Annotated in this window: 11 protein-coding genes; 2 read left to right on the forward strand and 9 right to left on the reverse strand. The window is 72.0% G+C overall.

Annotated elements, in window-relative coordinates:
- Window positions 1-86: 86 nt before the first annotated feature.
- The 5 genes from AC1HFH_RS19775 to AC1HFH_RS19795 all read right to left on the reverse strand — a co-directional run bounded on the left by AC1HFH_RS19775 (window position 87) and on the right by AC1HFH_RS19795 (window position 6,121).
- Window positions 87-1,403 (reverse strand): AAA domain-containing protein, encoded by a 1,317-nt coding sequence (locus AC1HFH_RS19775; RefSeq protein ID WP_480244276.1) that lies wholly within the window; start codon window positions 1,401-1,403, stop codon window positions 87-89.
- A complete protein-coding gene (locus AC1HFH_RS19780; RefSeq protein ID WP_480244277.1) occupies window positions 1,403-2,971 on the reverse strand; it encodes a hypothetical protein in 1,569 nt (522 codons plus the stop codon). Before AC1HFH_RS19780 ends, AC1HFH_RS19775 begins: the two co-directional genes overlap by 1 nt.
- Window positions 2,972-2,987: 16 nt before the next feature.
- Window positions 2,988-4,073, reverse strand: a complete 1,086-nt coding sequence (locus AC1HFH_RS19785) for a hypothetical protein (RefSeq protein WP_480244278.1) — start codon at window positions 4,071-4,073, stop codon at window positions 2,988-2,990.
- Window positions 4,070-4,846, reverse strand: coding sequence for a hypothetical protein (locus AC1HFH_RS19790; protein ID WP_480244279.1), 777 nt, complete (start codon window positions 4,844-4,846; stop codon window positions 4,070-4,072). Before AC1HFH_RS19790 ends, AC1HFH_RS19785 begins: the two co-directional genes overlap by 4 nt.
- A 63-nt stretch (window positions 4,847-4,909) precedes the next feature.
- Entirely contained in the window at window positions 4,910-6,121 is a 1,212-nt protein-coding gene (locus tag AC1HFH_RS19795) for a pyridoxal phosphate-dependent aminotransferase (RefSeq protein WP_480244280.1), read from the reverse strand.
- A 92-nt stretch (window positions 6,122-6,213) separates the two neighbouring features.
- Here AC1HFH_RS19795 and AC1HFH_RS19800 point away from each other — a divergent pair, with 92 nt between their 5' ends.
- On the forward strand, window positions 6,214-6,789 hold the full coding sequence (locus AC1HFH_RS19800) for a winged helix-turn-helix transcriptional regulator (RefSeq protein WP_480244281.1): 576 nt from the start codon (window positions 6,214-6,216) through the stop codon (window positions 6,787-6,789).
- Window positions 6,790-6,817: 28 nt separating this feature from the next.
- On the opposite strand, the gene AC1HFH_RS19805 is transcribed toward AC1HFH_RS19800, so the two are convergent.
- From AC1HFH_RS19805 to AC1HFH_RS19815, 3 genes are all read right to left on the reverse strand, one after another.
- Window positions 6,818-8,068 (reverse strand): deoxyguanosinetriphosphate triphosphohydrolase, encoded by a 1,251-nt coding sequence (locus tag AC1HFH_RS19805; RefSeq protein WP_480247912.1) that lies wholly within the window; start codon window positions 8,066-8,068, stop codon window positions 6,818-6,820.
- On the reverse strand, window positions 8,068-8,751 hold the full coding sequence (locus AC1HFH_RS19810; RefSeq protein WP_480244282.1) for a YdcF family protein: 684 nt from the start codon (window positions 8,749-8,751) through the stop codon (window positions 8,068-8,070). The genes AC1HFH_RS19805 and AC1HFH_RS19810 overlap by 1 nt, the downstream gene beginning before the upstream one ends.
- Window positions 8,752-8,891: 140 nt before the next feature.
- Window positions 8,892-9,566: an MBL fold metallo-hydrolase gene (locus AC1HFH_RS19815; protein ID WP_480244283.1), complete on the reverse strand. Its 675-nt coding sequence runs from the start codon at window positions 9,564-9,566 to the stop codon at window positions 8,892-8,894.
- 267 nt (window positions 9,567-9,833) lie between these two features.
- On the opposite strand from AC1HFH_RS19815, the gene AC1HFH_RS19820 reads away from it, so the two are divergent.
- Window positions 9,834-11,825 (forward strand): TPM domain-containing protein, encoded by a 1,992-nt coding sequence (locus AC1HFH_RS19820; protein ID WP_480244284.1) that lies wholly within the window; start codon window positions 9,834-9,836, stop codon window positions 11,823-11,825.
- Window positions 11,826-11,966: 141 nt separating this feature from the next.
- Here AC1HFH_RS19820 and AC1HFH_RS19825 read toward each other — a convergent pair whose 3' ends face one another.
- Complete coding sequence (locus AC1HFH_RS19825) at window positions 11,967-26,300, reverse strand: amino acid adenylation domain-containing protein (protein ID WP_480244285.1); 14,334 nt, start codon at window positions 26,298-26,300, stop codon at window positions 11,967-11,969.
- Window positions 26,301-26,372: the final 72 nt, after the last annotated feature.

Here is a 26,372-nt window from a genome sequence, read left to right on the forward strand (position 1 = left end):
AAGCCGCAATGCACTGCCGGACAACGCTGTCGATCGCTGTTGCGCCGCTATCCGGCGCAGTGCGGCTCGGCCCGCCACCGGGTGACTCAGCGACCGGCAGCGGGTTGGACGGCAGCCGGGATGCGGTGGCGGGCCAGGTGGGCCAGCACGGTGTGATTGGCTTCCCAGCCGTCCGGGAACTTCACCGGGGCGCCGAGGTGGACCGGTTCGGTGGAGGGATGGGCGTCGAGGAGGTCGGCGATGCCGGCGCGGCCGACCATGATGCACGCGTGGCGGTGCCGGGAAGCGAGGACGCATAGGCGACCGGCCTCCAAGTGGAAGGCTCCGGCATCGCGGCGTCCGGACAGCGGGTGCAGTACCAGGGTGACGTCGTATTCGCGGCCCTGGAGCCGGTTTGCCGTGTCTACGGTGACCGATTCGGCCGGGGTGCCGACCAGGGCGGCGCGGATAGCGCGGGCCTGGTCGCGGTGGGCGGTGCCGATGGCGATGCGGTCTGGGCCGACCGGGCCGCTGCCGGTTTCGGAATGCGCGGTGGCGCCGCGTTCCAGTAGCCGGCAGGTGAGGGCGGCCAGGGCGTGCACGGCTTCCTGGTCGGTGCGCAGGGTGTGCCGGGCCGGTAGTTCGTACCAGGCCCAGCCGTGGGTGGCGGCCTCGTCGATGGCTTCGTCGACGGGTGTGGGCAGTCCGCTGGTGGCGAGTTCGAGGCGGCGGCGACCGGGTTCGGTCCCGGCGCGGAAGCCGTTGAACGGATAGAAGGCGGCGGATACCAGGTCGGCGGCCGAGGGCGGCAGCCGCCAGGAGACCGGGAGATTGTGCACCCGGACATCGGGGTTGTTGGCGAGCAGGACGCTGACGGCGCTCATGGTGGGGTCCCAGTCCAGCCCCGCCCACCGGTCTCCGGCGACGGTCGCGAACGGGTCGAGCTGCCCGGGATCGCCGACGAACAGAGCCCGGTCGAAGCGGTTCGCGATGCGCAGCAACATGTCCGAGCGCATCTGATATGCCTCGTCGACGATCGCATGCGGCCACTGCCCCTCGCGGAGAGTGGCCCACTTGGCGGCAGTACCGATGGTGATGTCGGCGTCGCGGCAGTCGGTGAGACTCCGCGCGACGGCGACGGTGGCGTGGCCGACCCGCGCACTGGGGGTGTAGTCCTGAGCGGAGAGCCGGTCGACGGTGAGTTCGGGTGCGGCGGCAATGATCCGGGCGATCAGATCGTCGACCTGCTCGTTGGTCTGGGCGACGATCATCTGCCGCCGTCCCGCGGCGGCCAGATGCCGGGCGGCCCGGACCACCAGGGTGGATTTGCCGGCGCCCGGCGGGGAATCGACCACCACCGCCCGGTGGGCGGGGTCGGTGAGATCGGCGAGCACGGCGGCCACGACCTCGTCGGGTGTGTGCATCAGCGCTCCTCGGGGCCGATGGGCGTCGAACCATCCCGACCGGCCGCGGCGAGGGCCACCGGCTCCGAACCGGTCCGGGGCCCGGAGCCGGCGGCAGGCGCCGTCACCGATGGTGCGGCGAGGTCCGGGGGTCCACCGTGGGTCCAGGGGGTGTCCTCGGGATCCGGAAGTTTGGGCGGTTGCCCCGAGGCACCGACCGGGAAGCGGGCGAACCCGACCGAATCTCCCGGTGCCGGGACCGTGCCTGCCGGCGGGGTGAGCTTCGACCCCATACCGCCGCTCAGCTCGAGTCGGAAAGCCCCGCTCGGCGATGCGACCGAAATCACCTTCGCCTTCTGTTTCGGTCGCTCGATGCAGTACAGCGTTTCCCCGGGCTCGGGCACGAAACCGTCATCGGTGTGTACCCACAGGTGCGGACGCAGCACCGGCCGTTTGCCGGAGGTGTCGAGCCGTTCCGGTTCGGCGTCGGTGACCACACCGCGGAAAGCGGTGCCGGACAGCCGATGTTCCAGCAACACCAGCGGATCGTCGTAGGCGCGCTGATTGTCCAGGGCCTCCTGGGCGCGCTCGCGGGCGAGCAGCCGGCGCACCGCCGACACCGCACCGTCCCGGCGCGCCTGCGGACCGGTGTCCTCTTCCAGGGCACGGACGAAGTAGCCGAACGCCCTGGCGTCGTCGGCCCAGCGCTGCTCGACCGAGGCGGCGGGCGGGAGCTCGCCCAATAACTCCAGGCCCTGCCACATCAACTCCCAGGTGGGCTCCAGCTGGGTACGCAACGATTGTTCCAGCCGGTCGAGCGCCCGGGCGCAGACGGCGTCGTCGGCGGCCCGATCGAATTCGGCGATCCGGGCGGCGAGTTCCTCGTTGTCGTAGCCGGGGTCGGTGGCCGGTCCGGCGGGTGGACAGCGGATCGGGTCCTCGGCCAGCAGTGCTGCTTCCGGTCCGGTCAGCCCTTCGGGTGGTGCGATCCAGCCGAGCAGGGCGGTGAGATTGGCATCCTCGTAGGCGGATTGGCCGGTGGCCCAGTGCTCGGTGAGGGCGGCGGTCATCGACACGGCGACAGCAGAACCGGGGTGTTCGGCGCGGTCCCCGAACCAGCTGAGCCACCGGCCCAGCAGCGGGATGCCGGCGGCGACGGCATGTTCGCCCTCGGTGCTGTGGAACCGCACCGACCGGCCCAGCAACTGCAGGAACCGGAGCCCGCCACCGTTGGGGACCCACAGTTGTGGCGCATCGTCACAGGTGGGCACCTCATCGCCCGACTTGTTCACGGTGGTTTCGACCGCGGTGGCGTAATCCCCGACATAGGGCACCACAATGCCCGCGAGCCGGGCCAGGAACTGCAACCGCAACATTCGGTCGCGAGGTTGCCCGACCACCAACAGCCGGGCATCGTCCGGCGACGTCCCGGCGAGCACGGCCAGCGGTGCCGCCGTTTCTCCGGCCAGCTTCAACGGCACCAGGACCAGCGGGTTCGGGGAAAGATGGCAGTGCCGAAACGCCGTGCGCGGCTGCGCCCGGCCCGCCTGGAACGCTTCGATCTTCGTCAGCGCAGCCAGAACGCTCACGTGACCACCTCGCTATTCACATGACCACCTCGGTACGGAGCGCGCGGGCGCGCCGGAGGAGCTCGGCGATATCGGCGTCGCCCGGACCGGGATCGTGCGAGCCGTCGGCGATGGCCAGGACCGTCGCGGTGTCGTACAGGCCGCCCAGATCGTCGCAGACGCCGCGGCCGAGCGCGTCCACAGCACCCGCGCTGCGGGCGTCGTTTCGGCAGGCCTGGGCGAGTTCGCAACCGGCCAGGCATTCCGGGGCGTAACGTGCCGGAATCGCCCGGAGGGTCGCCGCCGAATCCGGTCCTCCATCGAGCGCGGCGTCCGCCGGCAGTTCGTCGAGGATGTCGGCGACCGAGGCCATCCGGGCCAGCTGCCGGGCCACCACGGCGATCTGTTTCCGCAGGTCGACCTGCCGGGCGATCGGCCGGTTGGTGAAATCGCGGGTACATACCAGGATCGCATTGTGCGAGACTCGTTCCGGCCCGTAGCCGAGATCTGCGAGCAGCGCGCGCAGCGCGATCACATAGACGGCGGACTGCCGGGCCGCGGCCGCTACCTGCACCGGGTCGGCCTGCCCGTCGACGATCGGGAACGATTTGATCTCCACGACGTGGAACTGCTCCCCGATCTGCAGCGCCACCACATCCGGCTCCAGATAGGCGGGTGCCCCGGCCACATCGAGCCGCAGCATCGGATGATCGAACAAGGTGCCCTCGCCGGAGTCGAGGGCCTGCCGCAGCACCTGCCGGGTGCGCTGGTGGCGGACGGCATTGGTGGCGGTATCGCCCACGGCGGTGAGGTCGTGGTAGCCGACCTCCGGCAGCGACAGCCCGAGCTCGTCCCGGAGCAGCGTCAGCAGCTCGGCGCAGCCGTTCGCCTTCACCATCGCCTCGAAGGTGTTGCCCCGGGTGATCGCGAACTGGGATTGACCGAACTGCGGCGGGAAGCCGAGTTCGCGGGCGATGAACGCCTTGTCGACGGCGGCCGCATCCAGCAGGGTGCGGCGGCGGCACCCGGGGTTCGCAGTGAGGGCGGCGATGGCCCGGGCATCGAGCCGGCGGACCGGTGCCGTACCACGCAACCGGTCCAATCTCGCGGTGACTGCGCTCATCGCGCCTCTTCTCGGGTAGCGGCGACACCGAGCCGGGCGCCGAACAGCTGGTCGGCGGCCGGTAGTTGCCGGGCGGCGCGCTGCGCGGCGGCGGCGCGCTGCCGGGTGTCGTCCTCGGTGTGCACGGACAGTTCCGCCTGCGCGGCCCGCCGCACCGCCGCGGGGTCGAGTTCGCCCGGTCCGCCGTCGACTCCCGGAATCGAGTTGGCCACCCGCCACAGCAGCCGCTGCCCGGGCTGTTCCGGGTGCACCGCGCATCGGTCGGCGATCCGGATAGCGCAGGTGAGCAGGTCGGCCCGCGGGCTGAGTGGCCCGATCATCCGTTGCGGCAGCGGCCAGGTACTCGAGGCCAGCAGGCCGCGTGCGGGCGCGAGCAGATCGGCGGTCAGCGCCGCGCAGACGTAGTACGGGCGCGCGGAATTCGCGGTCCGGAAAGACCGCTCCTCATCGCGCCGCAGGCTGGTGAGGCGGGCCGGGACCAGCTCACCGGAGAAGAAGGCCGCGTGGACGGCGATGATCAGCCGCGGCGGCGCCGGCACGGTGAGGAAATCGAGCACCCGGTGGACGTGTTCGCGCACCGACACCACCGGCACCACGGCCGGTTCGACCGGTTCCGGGGTGCCGAGCACTTCGGCGTCCCAGCTGGCTTCCGCGCGGCGGAGCTGTTCCCGCAGCCGCCGCGCCTCACCGCGTTCACCCGCGGCAACCGCGCGCCGAACGGCCGAGCGCATCCGAGTGATCTGCGCTTCCAGTTCGTCCACGGTTTCGGGCACGCGGGTGAGCGTAACCGGCGATTCCAGTGTTTTCCAGTATTTCCCGGGCGCGCCTCGGCTGGATCATTGCCGATAACTGGCCAGAAACCTGCCGATCCGTTCGATGATCGCCTCCAGTTCGTCGGCATGCGGCAGCGTGACGATGCGGAAATGGTCCGGGCGCGGCCAGTTGAAGCCGGTGCCCTGGACGATCTGGATCTTCTCCTGCAACAGCAGGTCGAGAACGAACTTCTCGTCGTCGTGGATCGGATAGACGTCCAGGTCGATGCGCGGGAAGGCGTACAGCGCACCCCGCGGCTTGACGCAGCTGATGCCGGGGATGGCATTGAGCGCCTCCCAGGCCCGGTCCCGCTGTTCGAGTAGGCGGCCACCCGGCAGGACGAGGTCGTTGATGCTCTGATGACCACCGAGCGCCGCCTGGATCGCCTGCTGGGCGGGCACATTCGCGCACAACCGCAGCCCGGCGAGCATCGTGAGGCCCTCGAGGTAGCTCTCGGCATGATGAGTGGGCCCGGAGACCAGCATCCAGCCGGACCGGAAACCGGCACAGCGGTAGGCCTTCGACAGACCATTGAAGGTGACGCACAGCAGGTCGGGCGCCAGACTCGCGATACAGGTGGGTTCGTTGCCGTCGTAGTAGATCTTGTCGTACATCTCGTCGGCGAAGACCACCAGACCGTTCCGGCGGGCGATTTCGAGGAGCTGTTCGAGGAGTTCCTTCGAATACACCGCGCCGGTGGGATTGTTCGGGTTGATCAGCACGAGGGCGCGGGTGCGATCGGTGATCTTGGCTTCGATATCGGCGAGGTCCGGGAACCAGTCGGCCTGCTCGTCGCACAGGTAGTGCACGGCACGACCGCCGTTGAGCGTGGTGGCGGCGGTCCACAGCGGGAAGTCCGGGGCGGGGACGAGCACTTCGTCGCCGGTCTCCAGCAGGGCGGTCATCGCCATCATGATCAGCTCGGAGGCGCCGTTGCCCAGGAAGACGTTCTCCACATCGGGGTCGGCGACGCCACGGGTCTGGTAGTACTGCACGACCGCGCGGCGGGCGGAGAGCAACCCCTTCGAGGTGCAGTAGCCGCTGGAGGCGGGCAGGTTCCGGACGATGTCCTGCAGGATGTCGGCGGGTGCGTCGAAACCGAAGGGCAACGGGTTACCGGTGTTGAGCTTCACGACGTGATGCCCCTCGGCTTCCAGCCGCGCGGCATGCTCGGCCACCGGGCCGCGGATCTCGTACGACACACCCGACAGCTTGCTGGACTGCTTGACCTGCATGAACGTCCCTTCCTGTGCTGACTCCCCGTCACTGTACTTGGTTTTTCCAAGTTTGCACTTTGTTTTTCCAAGTGTCGCGCTAGAGTGGTGACGTGCCCCGCCGCAGCTATGACCACTACTGCCCTGTCAGCCGGTCGCTGAACGTGATCGGCGACCGCTGGAACCTCCTGGTCGTCCGGGAACTCACCGCCGGCCCCCGCCGCTACAGCGACCTGTTCGCCGACCTGCCCGGAATCAGCACCGACGTGCTCGCCGCCAGGCTCAAGGACCTGGAACGTGACGGAATCCTCACCCGGCGCCGCACCGGCCCGCGCGCGGGCACTGCCGTCTACGAACTCACCGCGGACGGCCGCGCACTCCGCCCGGTTTTGGCCGCCCTGTCCGGCTGGGGCACGCCCCGCCTCGGTGATCGGCACCCCACCGATGCGATCCGGCCGCACTGGCTCGCCCTCCCGCTCGCCGACGCGGTCGCCGAACTCGTCCCCCGGGGCACCGTAACGGTCACCGTCGCCGACACCACGTTTCACTACGTGATGGCCGAGGACGGCATCACCCATCACGACGGCCCCGCCCCGACCCCCGACCTGGAGCTGAAGTTGGATCTGGCGGCGGCCATCTCGGTGGTCCGGGGGGAGACGACGCTGGCCGAAGCCGCCGAGAGCGTCTGACCACCGGCGCAGCACCGGCAGTGTCCGCTCACGCACCCCCGAATACGACTGCCATCCGTTCCAGGCGGCTCTCGGTGTAGGAAGCGATCTGGTCGACGACGACGCGGATGCGCGCGGTGTCGTCCGGTGCGGTGTCCCACCACGGGATCAGCAGCGGGTCCAGGTGCTCGGGGGCGGAATCGAGCAGGCGGCGGGACACGAAATGGATGCGATCACGCTGCGTCTGCTGGCGCAGCCGATGGCCGGGATCGGACATGACGTAGCGCAGCGCCACGGTCTTCAGCAGGGCCACCTCGGCGGCGACCACGGGCGGAACGGCCAGTTCGGCACGGTAGCGGTAGAGCGGGCCGGGGCCGGCGGCAGCGCGGGTGGCCTCGATGGCGGCAGTCGCGAACCGGCCGACGAGCTCGCTGGTGAGGCGCTTCAGGGCGACCGAGGCACTGTAGGTGCCGTCGTAGCGCGCGGCGGCCGCCACCACCTCGAGGTCGGCGAGGCGCCGGGCCGCGGCAACCAGATCGTCGATGCTGTGCCCACCGCCGGCGCCGAGCTCGGCCAGACCACGTTGTTCGGCGGGGTCGGCGAGGGCGCGCAGATCGATCCGGCCGGCGATCACACCGTCCTCGACGTCGTGCACCGAATAGGCGACGTCGTCGGACCAGTCCATGATCTGGCATTCCAGGCTGCGCACACCCTCCGGAGCGTCCTTGCGCACCCAGGCCAGCCGATCCAGGTCGACATCGTAGGCACCGAACTTGCTGCCGGAGCCGTTGCGCACCCACGGGTATTTGAGCGCGGCGTCCAGGGCCGCACGAGTCAGGTTCAGACCGGCGCCGGCACCCGAGGGTTCCAGGACCTTCGGTTCCAACCGGGTGAGGATCCGCAGGTTCTGCGCATTGCCCTCGAAGCCGCCGTGTGCATCGGCGAACTCGTCCAGAGCGCGCTCGCCGTTGTGACCGTAGGGCGGGTGCCCGATGTCGTGGGCGAGCCCGGCCAGCTCCACCAGGTCCGGATCGGCGCCGAGCCCGTCTGCGATGCTGCGGCCGATCTGGGCCACCTCGAGCGAATGGGTCAGCCGGGTGCGCGGGGTGTCGCCGTCGCGGGGGCCCATCACCTGGGTCTTGTCTGCGAGGCGGCGCAGCGCCGCGGAATGCAGCACCCGGGCCCGGTCGCGGGCGAATTCGCTGCGGTGCCCGTTCTCCGGGCCGGGCCCGTGCAGACCGGCGGTCTTGACCGGTTCGGTCACCAGTCGTTCGGCATCGGCACGCGAGTAGTCGGACATCATTGGGCCGCCGTGTACTCGAATTCCGCCGAAAAGTGGGTCAGCTGATACCACAGCAGGGCGCCGGTCTCCCGGGTGATGCCGTGCAACTGCGATTCTCGGGTGTACACGGCGGGACCGGTGCGGGTGGGTGCGGTCCAGGCGTCCAGACCGGCATCGCGCGCCATGGTGCGGGTACGCAGGGAATGCCACGGATCGCTCACCAGCACCGCGGACGACAGCTGCCGCTCCCGCATGGCGGCAGCGACCGCCTCGATACTCTGCAGGGTGTCCGAGCCGGTCTCGACTGCGAGGATCCGGTCACCGGGCACGCCGCGCGCTGCCAGGTAGTTCTTTCCGGAGGCGGCCTCGGTGTAGAGGTCGCCCTCCAGCTTCCCGCCGACGGTGATGATCATCGGCGCCACGCCCACGTCGAACAGGTGGTAGGCCTGATCCAGCCGGGCTTCGAACACCGACGACGGTGTCCCGGAGTACTGGGCGGCACCCAGCACCACGATGGCATCGGCCGGGGTGTAGTCGTCGATCCGGGCGACCTGCCACACCCGGAACGCGGTCCCGCCGACCAGGACCAGGGCGATCAGCACCGCACCCGCGATCAGGCGCGCCAGCCAGCGGCCGGGCCCGGCACCTCGCGCCGGGCCGCTCCCCTCATGCGCCCTCGTGCGCGCGGTCAACGAATCCACTCCCCAAGTTTGCCAGGTCGTACCCCGAACCTAGCGGCTGTCGCCCCGCGGGACGGGTGCCGGACGGGCGATCGTCACCGAAACGATTCCGAACCGGCAGGCGACGTTGCGGCCCGGGCCGCCGTCGAGAGCCGACCGGCTCACCAACCGCGACTACGCCACTCCGGCAGCTGCGGCCGTTCGGCACCCAGCGTGGTGTCGTCGCCGTGGCCCGGGTAGACGACGGTGGTGTCCGGGTAACGGTCGAACAGTTTCGTGGTGACGTCGGTGAACAGGGTGTCGAAGTCGGCCGGGCTGCCGGTCTTGCCCAATCCGCCCGGGAACAGGGAGTCACCGGTGAACAAGTGGGTGCGGCCGGAGCCGTCGGTGAGAGCCAGGGCGATCGAGCCCGGGGTGTGGCCGCGGAGGTGGTGCACGGCGAAGCTGAGATCACCGAGGGCCACGTCGTCGCCGTCGTTCAGCAGCCGGGCCGGTCGTACCGGGAGGGCCCCGGCGTCCAGCGGGTGTGCGGCGGTGCGGACGTCGGTGGCGTCGGCGACGTCGGTCAGGCCCTGCCAGTGGTCGGGGTGGCGGTGTGTGGTGACGATCGTGCGCAGCTGTCCGGGGACCTCCTGGGCGATCAGGTCGAGGATCCGTTCCGGTTCGGCGGCGGCGTCGATCAGCAGGGCGGCGCCGGTGGCGGTGCACTGCACCAGGTAGCAGTTGTTGTCCATCGGTCCGACGGACATCTTCAGGATCCGGGCGCCGGGCACGTCGCGCTGTTGTGGCGGCGCGCCGGGCGACACGTGGCCGGTGTAGGGCTCGATGGTCAGCACCTCGGAGATGCTGCCAGATCCGGCACCGTCTGCCGAGGCCCGGCGCGACTTCCACGCAGACCCACTGCGTGCCCTCGTGTCACGTCCACGGCCGAGTACGGCTGTCCGGCGCCATGGCAGGTCCGGCCGGACACATTCGTGCCATGCCGACCACACTCGCCCCAGCCGAGGACCGAACACGGTTCGGCCCCGGGGTAGCCGCCCGCCGGACAGCGGAACGCGGCCTGTCCGACGACCGGCGAGGCCCCGGCCGGATACATTCGTGTGATGCGGACGATGTTTCCCCCGGCTCGATCCCGTGCTGCCCTGGTCATCGTGTTGCTGACCGGAATCGCCCTGGTCGGGGCGGGGAACGCGGCGGCCGAACCACCCGGACGGATGGGCCCGCAGGTGGTCGATTCCGCCGGGGTGCTGGCGCCGGGCGAGTCCGAACAGGTACAGGCGGCGGCGGACCGGCTCTACGACGAGCAGCGGATCCGGCTGTGGGTGAACTACGTGTCCGATTTCAACGGTCTGTCCGGGGCGGAGTGGGCGGCACAGACCGCCCGGCTGTCCGGGTTCGGCGACCGGGATCTGCTGCTCGCGGTGGCCACCGAGACCGGCGACTACCGATTCGACGGCATGATCCCGCCCGGCGTCAGCGACGGGGAGCTCGACGACCTGCTGGTCGACGAGGTCGAACCGCTGTTGCGGGGCGGGGATTGGGCAGCGGCCGGCATCGCGACCGCCGACGGACTGAACTCGGCCATGAGCGGCGGCGGTGTTTCGTGGGGTGTGCTGCTGCTGATCGTGCTCGCGGTGGTGCTGGCGGCCGCGGCCCTGGTGTGGTTCTCGCGGCGGCGCCGCCGCAGCCGGGAAGCCGCCCAGCTGGCCGCCGCCCGGGAGCTCGATCCGACCGATTCGGCGGAGCTCGCCCGCCTGCCGCTGCCGGTGCTGCAGGATCGTTCTCGGGAGTTGCTGGTGGAGATCGACGATGCGATACGCACCAGTGCCGAGGAACTCGCGCTGGCCGCCGGCGAATTCGGGGACACCGCGGTCACCCCGTTCCGCACCGCGCTCGAGCATGCCCGGACCGCCGCCGGCCGGGCCTTCGAAATCCGCCAGCAGCTCGACGACGACATCCCCGAGACCCCCGACCGGCAGCGGGCGATGCTGATCGATCTGATCACCACCCTCGGCGCCGCGGACCGGGAGCTGGACGACCAGGTGGCGGCCTTCGACGAGATGCGTGATCTGCTCATCGACGCACCGGCCCGCCTGGACGGATTGACCCGGGAGCTGATCGCGCTCACCGCCCGCATCCCGGCGGCCGGCACCGAGCTCGAACGGCTGTCCGCGACGCATCCGGCCGAAGCCCTCGAATCGTTGGCGGACAATGTGGAGCTGGCGCAGGAACGCATCACCTTCGCCGAGGAGAACATCGACACCGGCCGGGCAGCGGTGGACCGGCCGGTGGGCCGGCAGGGCGGTGCGGTGGCCGCCATCCGCGCCGCCGAATCGGCCATCGGCCAGGCCCGGACGCTGCTGGATGCGGTGGACACTGCGGCGGACGATATCCGCCAGGCCACCGACGCCTTGCCCGACGCACTCGAGGAGCTGCGCACCGATATCGACACCGCGACCGGACTGGCCGACTTCGGCGGTGCCGGGCTCGCGGCGGCGGTGGGCGCAGCTCGCTCGGCAATGACCGAGGCGGGGGAACGGCAGGCGGCCGGCGATCCGCTCGGCGCCTTCCATGCGGCAGTCGCCGCGGATGCCGAACTGGACCGGGCGATCGCCGCGGCCACCGACCGCAAACTGGCCGTCGAGGAGGTGCGGCGCCGACTGCAGCGGGCCCTCACTGACGCCGGCTCCCGGGTGCAGTCGGCGGCGACGTTCATCGAAACCCGGCGCGGCGGCATCGACGCCCGGTCCCGCACCCGGTTGTCCGAGGCCCGCCGCCACCTGGACGAGGCCCGCCGGCACGCCGAAACCGACCCGCAACAGGCGCTGCGTTCGGCAGCGATGGCCGCCGACCTGGCCGGGCAGGCTCTACAGCAAGCCCAGGCCGATGTGCGTGCCTACACCGCGGCCCGGCCCCGGTCCCGCAGCGGGACCGCACAGGCCGGCGCGATCATGGGCGGCATCCTGGTGGACAGCCTGCTCCGCGGCGCGATGACCGGTGGCCGTGGTTCGTTCGGCAGGCCCGGTGGCTACCGGGCTCCGTCGTTCGGCGGGTCGTCCGGATCCCGCCGAGTCGGTCGCGGCGGACGGTTCTGAGCCGGACGGGAACTGCGGCGACCGGCTATGGGCGATGATCGGCCACACGACAGCGCCCGGCACCGGACGATCCCGCGTCCGACGAGTCGGCGCGGGCATCCCGACCTCCGGACCCGCCGCATCCCCGGACCGGCCGATGCGTCAGGCAGTGTCGTCGCGCACCGTCGGCGGCCGGACACCGGTGTCGAGGTATTCCGCGACGATCGGGCCGATGACGGCGAGCGCTTCCGGGGCGGTCAGCCGGTTGTGACCGAACGGCACCGTGCGTTCGTGGACGGTGCCCCCGATATAGGGGCGCCAGGTCTCGATGTTCGGTACCGGATCGGGATGCTCGGCGGTGGCGCTGACGAACAGCAGGTCCCCGTCGAACGAGGTCGGCCGATAGGCGGCAGTGCGGCGGAGAGTGTCCCGGAAATCCGCGTAGAGGCGTTCCAGGTCGTCGGCGCCGAAGGCGGTCAGCGCGCCACCGGTCTCCCGGAGTGCGGCGGCCGCGCGTTCCGGCGTGAGCGGGACGTCGCCGGGAACGGTGACGCCGCCGAACTCGGCCAGCAGCAGTTCCGGCGTCGGTATCGCCTCCTCGGTGACGGTCACGTCGGCCCGGCTGTCCAGCATGATCAGCGCCGGCACCGCGGCACCGCGGCGGCGCAGCTCGACCGCCATGGCGTGGGCGATGGGGCCGCCGGCCGAATATCCGAGCAGCCGGTACGGGCCGGTGGGCTGCCTCTCGACGACGCGGTCGACGTATTGCGCAGCCAGCTCGGCCAAGCCGACATCGGCGGCCGGTGCCCCCGCTGCGGCAGCGGACAACCCGGGCGATTGCAGCCCGTACACCGGATGATCGCCGAGGTAGCGGGTCAGGCCCGCATAACACCAGGCGACGCCGATGGCCGGATGCACGCAGATCAGCGCGGGACCGTCGCCACCGGTGCGCAACGGCAGCACCTGCTGCAGCGCCGCAGCACCCGGCGGCACCCCGGATTCGAGCCGCTCGGCGAGAGCGGCCGGCGTCGGTTCGAGGAACATCCACTGCAGCGGCAAGTCGCGGCCCGTGCCCGCCCCGATGTCCGCGACGACCCGCAGCGCCAGCATCGAATTGCCGCCCAGATCGAAGAAGTTGTCGTCCCGCCCGACCCGTTCGACCTCGAGTGCCGCGGCGAACGCCTGCGCGACGGCCTGTTCGGTTTCGGTGCGTGGTTTCCGATACGCCCGCCGAGCCCGGACCGGGCCCGCACCCTCCGGTGCCGCCGCGTGGACATCGGGTTCCCCCGTCCGCCCGTCTGCCGCCCCCGTCCGGATGTTCCGCACGATCGTGGCGCGCGCATCCGCGCCGGCCGCCTCGGGCACACCTGGTCCGGCCACGGCCGACTGCGACGCCGCCCGCCCGGCACGGCTCGACACATCAGCCCCGACCGGCCCAGACGCGGCCGCCCCGGCCAGGCCCGGCGCAACCGGTCCAGCGGCCTCCGACACACCCGACCTGTCGCGACCCGCCGCACCCGGTCCGGCTTCCTCGAACACATCCGACCCGGCCGACTCCGGCGCAACCGGTCCCGCACGACCGGGCGAACGCCGTCCGGACGACTCCTGCACACCCACCCCCTCGAAGCCCGCCGCACCCGCTCGGACCGACTCCGGCGGCACCCGCCCGGTACCGCTGGCCACATCAGCCCCGGCGGCCCCCGCCCCAGCCCGTCCCGCACGGCCCGGCGAACGCCGCCCGGACGACTCCTGCACACTCGCCCCGTCGAAGCCCGTCGCATCTGATCCGGCCGCCTCCGGCACAACCGCCTCGAACAGCTCCGGTATGGCCCGCCCGGCACTGTCGGGTGCACCCGGTTCGGGATGTTCCGGCGCAACCGAGTCGGGCAGCAGGTCGATGGCGCCGACGGGGGTCGCGGGATCGGTGGTGACTGCGGTCAGGACCTGGTCGAACAGCCGTACCAGCAGGTCGGCGGTGTCGGCGTCGAAGAGGTCGGTGGCATAGACGAGGGTTCCGGTCAGGCCTGCCGGGGTTCCGTCGGGAGCCGAATTCTCCACCAGCATCCATTCCAGGTCGAATTTGGCACCCGGTGCGGGGGCCGGCCACGGCCGCACCCGCAGACCGGGCAGGTCCACCTGCTGTTGCGGGATGTTCTGGAAGGCGAGCAGCACCTGGAAGAGCGGATGGCAGCCGGGGACCCGGTCCGGTGCCAGCGCTTCGACGAGCCGCTCGAACGGCAGGTCCAGGTGCCCGTAGGCGGCCAGGTCGGCGCTGCGGGTGGTGTCGACGGTGGTGGTGAAATCCGCGGCCGGGTCGACGGTCGTGCGCAGGACCACCGTGTTCACGAACATGCCGACGAGGTCGTCCAGTGCTCCCTCACCGCGTCCGGCAACCACCGTGCCGATCGCGATATCGGTGCGGCCGGATACCCGGGCGAGCAGCACGGCCAGGGCGGCGTGCACCACCATGAAGACGGTGGCACCCTGTTCGGCGGCCAGCCGCTGCAGCCGATCGTGCACCGCGGCGGCGACGGTGAACTCGCATTGTCCGGCCGCGCCGGTGACCCGGGCACCGCGCGGCCGGTCCACCGGAACATCGTGCACCGGAGCGGCTCCGGCCAGCGTCGCACGCCAGAAGCCGAGCTGCCGGTGTGCGAGTGCGGCCGGATCGTCGTCGGCACCCAGCAGATCGCGCTGCCACAGCGCATAGTCGGCATACTGGAGCGGCAACGGCTCCCAGGCCGGCTCGGCGCCGGCGCACCGGGCGGTGTAGGCGGCCAGGACGTCGCGGGCCAGCGGCGCCATCGACCACCCGTCGGCGGCGATGTGATGCACCAGCAGCACCAGCACCGCCCGGCCGGGGGTATACCGGAACACCGTGACCCGCAAGGGCAGTTCGGTCGTGACATCGAAACCCCGAGCCAGTTCCGCGGTGACCTCGGCGCGCACCCGATCCGCCTCGGTGTCGTGCACCCGCAACGGCGCCGTCCCCTGCCCAGCCGCCCGGATCTGCTGTTCCGGCAAGCCGTCCGGGCCGGTCGGGTACACGGTTCGCAATACTTCGTGGCGGGCGAGCACATCGTCGAGCGCCGCGTCGACCGCTTCGGTATCCAGGTCGCCGTCGATATCGAAAACGCCCGGGATGTTGTAGGCGGGCGAACCCGGGTCCAGGCGGTTCAGGAACCACATCCGCTGCTGCGCGGCCGACAACGGAATCCGGTCGGGCCGTTCCCGGCGCTGCGGAAGTGGACGGGAGCGGAATTCCCGGCCGCCCAGTAGTTCTGCCAGTTCGGCGACCGTCGGGGCATCGAACAGGGCGCGCACCGGCACGGCCAGCCCGAGGGCGGCACCGACGCGGGCGACGACCCGGGTGGCGATCAGCGAGTTCCCGCCGAGCGCGAAGAAATCGTCGTCGAGCCACACCCGATCGAGCTCGAGCACCTCGGCGAACACCCCCGCCACCACCCGTTCCCGGTCGGTGTCCGGCGCCCGCCGGACAGCCGCGGCAGCGACCGGGATCGGCAGGGCCGCCCGGTCCAGCTTGCCGTTCGCGGTACGCGGCAGTTCGGTGCGGATGCCGATCGCCGCCGGCACCATATAAGCGGGCAGCCGTTGCGCGAGGACCTTCTTGGCGGCCACCGGATCGAACTGCGTCCCCTCGGCCGGGACGATATGGGCGTACAGGGCGGGTCCGTGGGTGCCGTCGTCGGCGATCACGGCCACCGCGTGTGCGACGGCCGGATCGGCGAGCAGTGCGGCCTCGACCTCACCGAGTTCGATCCGCAGACCCCGCAACTTCACCTGATCGTCGGTGCGGCCGAGGAATTCGAAGAGCCCACCGCGGCGGCGGACCAGGTCACCGGTCCGGTACATCCGCAGACCGGGTCGGCCCGCCTCGTCGTCCGGCGTACCGAACGGGCAGGCCACGAACCGCTCGGCCGTGCGGCCCGGCCCTCCGAAATAGCCGCGGGCCAGCAGATCTCCGGCCAGATACAGTTCACCGACGGTACCGTCGGGCACCGGATGCAGCCGCCCGTCCAGCACGAAGGCGCGGACACCGGGCGCCGGGAAACCGATGGTGATCGGATCACCGGGCCGCAGTGGATCGGTTCCGGTCGCCCAGACGGTGGCCTCGGTCGGCCCGTAGTCGTTGTAGTGCCGCCGATCCGGCGCCGCCCACGCCTGCACCAGCTCCGGCGGGCACGCCTCTCCCCCGGTGATGATCACCCGGAGGTCGTCGAGTCCGGTGGGGTCGACAGTGTTCAGCGCCGCCGGTGTCATGGCCAGATGCGTCACCCGCTCCCGCCGCAGCAGCCCGGTCAGTTCGGCGCCGCCGAACACTCCGGGTGGCGCGATCACCAAGCAGGCACCGGCACCGACGGCCAGCAGCAGCTCCAGCACGGCGGCATCGAAGCTCGGCGACGCCACGTGCAGCACCCGGGACCCGGCATGCAGATCGTCGCGCACCTGCTGGGCCCGGGCCAGATTGGCCAGCCCCGCGTGGGTGACGACGACGCCTTTCGGCGCACCGGTGGAACCGGACGTGAACAGCACATACGCCGGATGGTGCGGACGTACCCGGTGCCACGGGATCTCCGATGCCGCAGGCGCGGTTGCGCCGGCGGGCCGTTCCGGCGCCCGGCCCGCGGTACCGGCCGGTTGCGCCGCGAACCCCAGATCCTCGGTGAGCACGGTCCAGTCGATCGTGTCCGGCAGCCGATCCCGGTCGGCCGGCCGGGTCAGGCCGAGCCGGACGCCGGAGACCTCCGCGATGCGCGCGATACGTTCCGCCGGGTAGCCGGGATCGATCGGGACGAAGGCGGCTCCGGACTTCGCGATCGCCCAGATCGCGGCGATCGATTCGATCGACCGGGACATGCCGATCGCGACCAATGTCTCCGGCCCGGCACCCGCCGCGACGAGTGCACCGGCGAGCCGGTCGGACCGGGTGTCGAGGTCCCGATAGCTGATCTCCCGGCCGGCGCAACGCACGGCCGGGGCGTCCGGGGCGGCGGCCGCGGCTGCGGTGAGCAGACCGGCCAGCGGCACCGGAGCGGCAGCCGGCAATGCGGGAGTGCGCAGCGCCGCCCGCTCCCGGCCGGCGAGAACGTCGAAATCGCCGACGGCCCGGTCGGGCTCACGCGTCGCAGTCGCCAGTACCCGGGCGAACCGGTCGGCCAGGGCGGTGATGCGGGACTCGTCGAACAGCTCGGTGGCGTAGCACAGCCGCAGTCGCAGGCCCTCCGGTTCGAGGGTGCAGGTGATGCTGAGATCGAACCGGCTGACGGTGCGCTCGGGATCGATCGGGGCCACGGTCAGGCCGGGCAGGTCCAGGGTCACCCGGTCCAGATTCTGGAAGACCAGCATCACCTGGACGATCGGATGCCGGTCGGCCGACCGGGCCGGCGCCAGGAGATCGATCAGCCGCTCGAACGGCAGGTCGGCGTGTTCGAAGGCGCTCAGGTCGTCGTGCCGGACCCGCTGCAGCAGCTCGGCGAACGATTCTTCGGGCCGGACAGCGGTGCGTAGTACCAGCGTGTTGACGAACATGCCGACCAGATCGTCGAGAACGCCAGCGCCCCGTCCGGCCACCGGGGTACCGAGCACGAGGTCGTCGGTGGCGGCGAGCCGGGCGAGCAGGACCACCCAGGCCGCATGCACCACCATGAACGGGGTCGCGGAGCCGGTGCGGGCCAGCCGGTGCACGGCGGCCCCGAGCGCGGGGTCGAGCAACCGGGTGACCTCGGCCGACCGGTGGCCGGCCCGAGCCGGGCGGGGCCGGTCCGCGGGCAGCTCGAGATGGTCCGGCAGGCCGGCGAGGCGTTCGGTCCAGTACCGGATCTGGCTCGACAGCAGCGAATCCGGGTCGTCCTCGGTACCCAGCCGCTCCCGCTGCCACAGTGTGTAATCCGCGTACTGCACCTGCAACGGCGCCCACGCCGGCGCCCGACCGGCGCATCTGGCGGTGTAGGCGGTGAGAACGTCGCGGGTGAGCGGCCCCATCGAGAAGCCGTCCACGGCGATGTGGTGGGCGACCACCACCAGGACGTGGTCGTCGGGGGCGAGTTGCAGCAGCGTCACCCGCAACGGCACTGCCGCGGTCACGTCGAAACCGGCAGTCAGCTGTTCGGCCACGAGTCGCGGCAGCCGGTCCTCGGTCACCGGAATCGGCTGCAGGGTGAGCGGAACATCGTCGGCGGCCAGGATCTGCTGGACGCCGACGCCGTCCACGTCCGGGTAGACGGTCCGCAGCGCCTCGTGCCGGCCCAGGACGTCACGCAGGGCGGCGTTCAGTGCCGTCTGGTCGAGGTGGCCGTGCAGCCGCAGCGCCGCGGGAACCGTGTACGCCGCAGCGGCCGGGTCGTAGCGGTTGACGAACCACATCCGCTGCTGGGCGAGCGAGAGCGGGATCGGCTCGGGCCGGGGCATCGGCTCGGGTCCGCGGGAGGCGCCGGCGGCGAGTTCGTCGATCCGGACGGCCAGTTCGGCCACCGTCGGTGCCTCGAACAACAGCCGGACGGGCACCTGCCGGCCGGTGCCGGCGGCCAGCCGCGCGGTCACCCGGGTCGCGGTGAGCGAATCACCGCCGAGCGCGAAGAAGTCGTCCCGAGCACCGACCTGCTCCCGGCTGAGAACAGTCGAAAATGCCTCGGCCACCGCCACTTCCGACCCGACCGGGGTGCGGTAGGCGGCGACTTCCGGTTGCGGTGCGGGCAGCGCCCGCAGGTCGATCTTCCCGCTGCGGGTGCGCGGCAGTGCGGACAGCACCGTGATCGACACCGGCACCAGGTATCTCGGCAACCGGGCGGCCAGGTCGGACCGCACCTGCGCGGCGGTCGGCTCCGCACCCACTGCGGCGGCCACATAGCAGGCCAGGGCGGTATTCCCGGAAGCCCCCGGGAACGGCACGGTGACGGCCGCCGCGATATCGGGCAGCGTCACGGCGACGGCGTCGATCTCGGCGGGCTCGATCCGGACGCCGTGCACCTTCACCTGGCGGTCGGCCCGGCCGTGGTAGCGCAACGCCGGGCCGGGCTCGAGCCGGACCCGGTCGCCGGTGCGGTACATGCGCGCCCCGGTCACCACGAACGGGTCGGCGACGAATGCGGCCGCGGTTCCGGCCGGGCGCCCGAGGTATCCGCGGGCCAGGGCCGGGCCACGCACGTACAGCTCACCGATTCCGCCCGGCACCACCGGCCGCAGCCAGCGGTCCAGAACCACCAGCGTGACACCCGGTGTCGGAGCGCCCAGTACCGAGACGGTCTCCGGGGTCATCGGTTCGGAGAAGGTGACGGCCATGGTGGTCTCGGCCGGGCCGTAGGAGTTGAGCATGCGGCGCCCGCTACCCAGTTGCCGGACCAGAGCCGGTGGGCACACCTCACCACCGGTGATCACCGTCCGCAGCTGCGCCGGAAGCCGTTCTGCCACCGTGTCGAGCACGGCGGGCGGCAGGATGAGGTGCGTGGCGGAACTGGCGGCCAGCGTGTCCGCCAGTTCCGTCCCGGTGCCCGCGTCCGGTGCGGCCACCACCAGCGTGGCACCCGCGGCCAGGGTGCCGAGGCAGACCAGGATCGATGCGTCGAAGGCGGGCTCGAGGCAGTGCACGACACGGTCACCGACCGCCGTGCGCCCCTGTGCGGCAAGCGCTGCGGTCACGTCCGCCAGGCCACGATGGGTGACGACGACACCCTTCGGGACACCGGTGGATCCCGAGGTGAACACCAGGTAGGCGGGCTGGTCCGGATCCGTCGCCGCCCGACGGTCGGCGTCGGTCACCGGCTCCGCCGACCGGCCGGCGGCCCGGGCCGCGGTGTCCGGATCGTCGAGGACGATCCAGGTGAGGTCGCCGGCCGCACCGGCCGACCGCGCATGAGTGGCTGCATCGGTGATGCCCAGTACCGCACGCGATTCCCGGGCCAGCGCGCCGATCCGGACCGGCGGCGCGGCGGAATCGGCGGCGACGAAGGCCGCGCCGGTCCGGGCGATCGCCCAGAGCGCGAGGATCCAGGCCACCGAACGGGGTACGGCCAGCAGCACCGCCGTTTCCGGGCCGGCTCCGGCATCGATCAGCAACCGCGCCCAGCGGTTCGCCTCCCGGTCCAGCTCCGCATAGGTGTACCGGCCGTCGGGTCCGGTGACGGCGATCGCCTCGGCCGGGCCGCGCAACAGCTCCGGCAGCATCCGGACCGGACCCGCGGGCGGCCCGGCCCAGCCGGATTCCTGCTCGGCGCCGCGCAGGGTGCGCACCGGCCGATCCGGGGCGCCGGCGAGCCCTTCCAGGATTTCGCCCAGCCGGGTGGTCAGTGCGGCAGCCCGATCGGCATCGAAGTACCGGGGTGACCGGGTGAGCACCAGGCGCAGCGTGTCCGCGGCATAGGTGGCCAGCGCGAGCGGATAGTGTGTCCCGTCCACGGCACGGAACCCGGTGACCCGCAGCTCGGCCGCGGCGCCGGCGGTGCGCAGCGCGGACTCGTCCAATGGATAGGACTCGAAGACCGTGGCGGTATCGAACAGCGCGCCGAATCCGGTGATCGCGTGGATCTCGTCCAGCCCGAGCAATTGATGTTCGGCCAGGGTGCTCTGTTCCCGCTGCACCCGGGCCAGCAGCTCGCCGACCCGCTCCCCCGGATCGAGGGTGATCCGGACCGGCACCGTGTTCACCAGCATGCCGACCATGCGCGCCACCTCCGGCACCGCGGGCGCGCGGCCGGAAACCGTGGCACCGAACACGATGTCGTCGGTGCCGGTGAGTTCCGAGAGCACCAGGGCCCATGCGACCTGCACGATAGTGTTGAGCGTGACCTCCGCACGCGCCGCGGTGGCCTGCAGGGTGGCCACCAGCTCCCGTGCAGGCTCCAGGGTGTGGTCGACCGGGTCGGCGGGTGTCTCGGTATCGCCCCGGCCGGCGGTGCCGGCGACCAGGGTCGGCCCGTCGAGACCGGCCAGGGCGGTGCGCCAGGCGGCCCGGGCGGCCGCGGTGTCGTAGTCCGCCAGCCAGGTCAGGTAGTCCCGGAACGGTGCCGGGGCGGGCAGGGCGGCATCGTCGCCACCGGCCGCGTACAGCGCGATCAGTTCGCCGAACAGCAGCGGCATCGACCAGCCGTCCAGCACCAGGTGGTGGTTGGTCAGCACCAGCCGGTGCCGGTTCGGGCCGGATTCGATCACACACAACCGCAGCAGCGGCGGGTGCCGCAGATCGAACGGGGTGTGCAGTTCGCGGGTGGCCTCCGCATCGGGGTCGGCTGCGTCGTCCGCAGGCACGATCCGCCACGGCACCCGTACCGTCTCGGCCACCACCTGTACCGCCCCGGCACCGGTTTCGACGAATCCGGTGCGCAGCACCGGATGCCGGCGCACCAGGGTCGCCGCGGCGGCGGCCATCCGGTCCCGGTCCAGTTCCCCTTCGATGTCGATCACGGCCTGCACCGAGTATCCGTCGGGTCCGCCGGCGGCCAGCTGGGCACGGAAGAACAGGCCGCGCTGCAGGGGTGTCGGCGGCCAGACATCGGTGAGCCGGCCGAACTCCTGCTCCCAGCTCTTCAGCTGTTCCCGGTCGACATCGACGAGCGGCACATCGGACGGGGTCAGGCCCCCCACGGCCGGGTCGCGGAGCAGGTCGGCCAGCTCGGCGAGGGCCGAACCCCATTCGGCGATCAGCAGTTCCGCGTCGTCGCCGGGGACGGTGGGAGCGCAACGCCAATGCGCCCGCAGCCGCGGGCCGTCGGTGCCGTCGACGGTTGCGGCGTCGACCGAGACCGGCGCGGTCAGCGGCATCCGGGGGTCGGGGTCACCACCGAGCCGGGCCGCGGGATCCATCGGCAGCCAGTCTCCGGCGGCTGCCCCGCCGGGCAGCCGGCCGAGGTAGTTGAGTTCCAGCTGCACCCCGGCGGTGGGCCCGAGACCGGAATCCGGGTCCAGCCAGCGCAGCAGACCGTAGCCGAACCCGTCGGCGGGGGCGGCGAGAGCGCGCTCCTTGATCGTGACGAGCGCCGAATCGATCGGCTCCGCGCCGACATCGGGCAGCCGGACGGGAACCGGCGCGGTGAACCAGCCGACCGTCCGGGACAGGTCCGCACCCGGTACCGCGGATTCGGCCCGGCCGTGCCGCTCCACCTGCGCGACGAGCTCGGCACCGGCAGCACCGCGGGTGCGCCGCAGCCGCGCGACGGCGACCGCCAGCGCGGTCAGCAGCGCTTCCTCGATACCGCATCGGAAGGCCTCCGGCAGCCGGTCCTGCAGGATCCGGGTCTGCTCGACCGAAAGTTCGACCTCCGATTCCCGCGCGACGGCGGCCGTATCGAGTTCCGGATCGAGTTCCCGGGACCCGAGCGGCGGCGCGGGGGCGAGCACCTCCTGCCAGAACGGCACCTGCGCACGCCAACCGGATTCCGCCGCCGCCCGGTGCAACGCCTCGGACCAGGTACGCACCGAGGTACCGACCGGGGCGAGCTGCACCGCCTGCCCGGCGGCCAGTTGGGCCCACGCGGTCGCCAGATCCGGCAGCAGAATGCGCCAGGAGACCGCATCGACCACCAGATGGTGCAGCGCCAGCACCAGACCGCCCGGCGCGTTCGCCCCCGCGTCCAGCCAGGTGGCGGCGCACATCACCCCGGCCTCCGGGTCCAGACGCTGCACCGCCGCCGCGATGTGCCGGTGGTGCTCGGCCGGATCGGCGGCCGAATGCGCGTCCGGTACCCGGATCCGTTCGACGGTGCCGGGAACGCTGCCGGGCGGAACGGTTTCGAGGAACGGTTCCCCCTCGGTGCGGTGCACCCGGGCGCGGAGCATGTCGTGCCGGTCGAGCACGGCACGCAGGGCCGCGGTCAGCGTGTCGTGTTCCGTCCCGGCCGGGACACGGAGGACCAGGCTCTGGGCGAAATGCTGCCACTGCGGGCGGTGCAGCAGCCAGGCCTGGATCGGAGTCGGGCGGAATCGGCCGACCCCGCCGCCGGGCAGCTCGGGCAGCGTCGGCCGGTCCTCGGTCCGGACCACGGCGGCCAGCCGGGCCGGGGTGCGGCAGTCGAAGACATCGCGGGCGGTGAACACCAGCCCGGCCGTGCGGGCCTGCGCAACCAGGGTGATGGCACTGATCGAATCACCACCGGCGGCGAAGAACGAGGTGTCCACCCCGGCCTCGGTCCCCAGCACCTCGCCGAACAGTTCGCACAGCCGCCGTTCGGTCGCCGTCCCGGCCGCAGCGGGCCGGGTGGAGGCGAACACCGGCTCCGGCAGAGCCGCCCGGTCCACCTTGCCGTTCAGCGTCATCGGCAGGGCCCCGAGCAGCGTGACCGTGGCCGGGACCATGACCGCAGGCAGCCGCTGGGCGGCGAAGTCGAGCAGATCCGTTTCATCGAGCGAACCGTCGTGCACCGGAACCACATACGCGGCGAGCGCGGGCCCGGTGCCGGTCTCGCGGACCACGGTCACCGCCATCTCGACAGCGGGGTGGTCTGCCAGCGCCGCATCGATCTCACCGAGTTCGATCCGCACACCACGCAGTTTCACCTGGAAATCCGCGCGGCCCTGATACTCCAGCACCCCCGGTGCGGTCCGGTGCACCAGATCACCGGTGCGGTACATCCGGGTACCGGGCGGACCGAACGGGGCCGCGACGAACGCCTCCGCGGTCCGGACCGGGTGGCCGAGGTAGCCGCGCGCCACCCCGGCACCGAGTACATACAGTTCGCCGGTTTCACCGAGCGGCACCGGCCGCAGCCGCCGGTCCAGCACGACCAGCCCGGCCCCTGGGATCGGAGCTCCGATTCCCGCCTCGGTGTACGGCGCCAGGGGCGGTGTGAATGTGGCAGCGACCGTGGTTTCGGAAGGGCCGTAGGAATTGCGCAGGACCCGGCCCGTCCCGCAGCGCGCCACCAGTTCCGGCGCGCACGCCTCCCCGCCGGTGGACAGCGCCACCACGCCGTCCAGTGCACCGTCCGGTAGCGTCGCCAGCACCGCCGGTGTCGAGCACAGCTGGGTCACCCGATGGCCGGCGATCACGGCCGCGAGGCTGCTGCCGATCATCGGATCGTCGGTCGCGATCACCAGGGTGGCGCCGGAGCCGAAGGCCATCAGCCATTCCAGGACGGCGGCGTCGAAACTCGGATTCAGGCATTGCGCGACCCGTGATTCCGGGGTCACGGCATAGTTCTCCCGCACCGCGGCGGCGAGCCCGGCCAGCCCTGCATGCGTCACCGCCACCCCTTTCGGCACGCCGGTGGACCCGGAAGTGAACACGATGTAGGCGGGGTTGTCGATCCGGATCGGTCCCCGTAGTTCGGCCGCCGATACCGGCCCGGATTCCGGTCCGACGGCGGGCACCTCGGCATCGACGGTCATCCAGGTCACTGTGTCGGCTGCACCGGGCACAGTCTCCGGCAAGCACAGCCCCAGGACCCGGCCCGGTTGCGTGGCACAACGCCCCGTCCGGCCCCGCATCCCGGACCGCTCCCCCGTCCCGGCACGGCACCGGTCCGGCGCCGCTGCCGTCGCATCCGGTTCGGCGACCGGCGCCGGGCTCCCGGCGGCAGGTCTCCGTGCTGCCACGTTCGGCCGGCCGGCTTCCCCGGCACCACCTCCGCTCGGAGGTTCCGCGGCCGGTCGCCGCCCCGGTACCGCACCGCGCGCCCGGTTCGGGTCCGCCGCGGCAGCTGCGGCGCCGGGCTCCTCGGCCACCCGGCATCGGGATCCGCGCGGGGACGACAATCGGTGCAGCGGGCTCGCGGCGGCACACTCGGCGGCGATCCGGGCCAGCCGGTCCGGGGGTGTCCGATCCCCGAGCGGGACGAAGGTGGCGCCGGTCTTGGTCACGGCCCAGAGCGCGATCATCGCCTCGCGGGATCGGGGCAGGGCCAGCAGGACCGGGACCTCGGGCCCCGCGCCGGCCGCGATGAGCCGGCGGGCCAGCCGGTTCGAGGCGGCCTCCAGTTCGCCGTAGGTCATCCGGTCGCCGGCGCAGATCAGTGCGGTAGCACCGGGGCCGGCACGGCGCAGGCCGTCGGCGAGCAGATCCGGCAACAGCGCGGCGGGCGGAGCGGCCGGCCCCCACCAGCCGTCGATTCCGGGCCGGTCCTCGGGCAGCAGGACGTCCAGCGATTCGACCGGAGTGGCCGGATCGGCGGCCAGCAGGGCGTCCAGCAGTGTGCGGAAGCGGCGATGATGCCGGGCCAGGGCGGGTTCGTCGTACAGCGCCGGATTGGCGGCGAAGTCGACGTGGATCGGGGCGTCGGCACCGTGCTGGTAGAAGTTGACGAACAGATCCTCGATCGGCCCGGAGGTGAGCACATGCAGGCTCGCGTCCAGCCCGGTGAAGTCGATCGCGGTGGAGAAGGTCATCACATTGACCACCGGCCCGACGAAACCGCGGCCGAAATCGCCGGTCGCCGCCTCCCGCATCTCCTCGTGCCGGAACCGCTGATGCCGCAGGGCGCCGGAGGCCGCGACCCGGACCGCATCGACCACCTCACCCACGGTGGCCCCGCCGCGCACCGGGACCCGCAGCGGCACCACATTGGCGAGCATCCCGCCGGAGCGGCGCAGCAGCGCCGTCGTCCGGCCGGACACCGGCAGGCTGACGACCACATCCTCGGTGGCCGTCAGCCGCGCGTAGTAGAGCGCGACCGCGGCGAGCACGATCCCGGCACGGCTGCTGCCGAACCGTTCCGCGGCGGCATCCAACGCCGCCACACCGGCCTCGTCGAGCCGGCCGCGCTGTTGCCGGGCGAGCGCCTGCGCCGGGGCCGTCCCGGCGACCAGGCTGCAGCGTTCGGGCAGGCCAACGAGCCGGTCACGCCAGTAGTCCCGGTCGGCGCGATAGCGGCCGGATTCCCGGTAGGCGAGTTCGGCGGCATGCACCTCGGGCAACGGCGCTGCCTTCCCCGGCGGGGCCGTCCGGCCGGCCAGTTCGGCGTTGTACAGCTCGGCCACCCGGTACAGCGACGTCGCCGAGGCGAATCCGTCGATCAGGATGTGGTGTGCCCGGGTGTACCAGAGGTAGTGGTCGGTGCCGACGTGCAGCACGGTGGAGATCCCGAGCCCGGTGCCGAGCAGGTCGATCGGCGCGGCCACGTCCCGGCGCATCCAGGCATGGGCCGCCTCGATCGGATCCCCCGCACCGCGCAGATCCAGGTAGCCGACCCGGGGGTCGATCCGCTGATCGACTTCCTGCCGGGGTTGTCCATCGACCTCGACCAGCCGCAGCACACCCGACCCGAATTCGTGTGCGGCCCGTGCACCGGCACGCCGCAGGGCCGCCAGGTCCAGTTTCCCGCGCAGTTCGATGTACTGGGCCTCCAACAGCGGCACCGACGGGTCCAGGCGTTGGGCGTACCACATGCCCAGCTGGGCCGGCGCCAGCGGAAATCTGGTGACCTCGGGCACCGGGGCCGTCCGCCGGTGCGCAGCCCGTTTCGATGCCCCGCTGTGCGTATCGGCTTCCGATGCCGGCCGCGCACCGGCATGTTCACGTGGTGCCGACGATCCGCTGTCACGTTCACTCATGCACGCTCACCTCACCGCGGGTAGCTCGGGCGGCGGACGGAGGTGTCCGGCCCGGGACGACCCGCACGGCTC

The sequence above is a fragment of the Nocardia sp. KT25-26 genome (genome assembly GCF_056627695.1).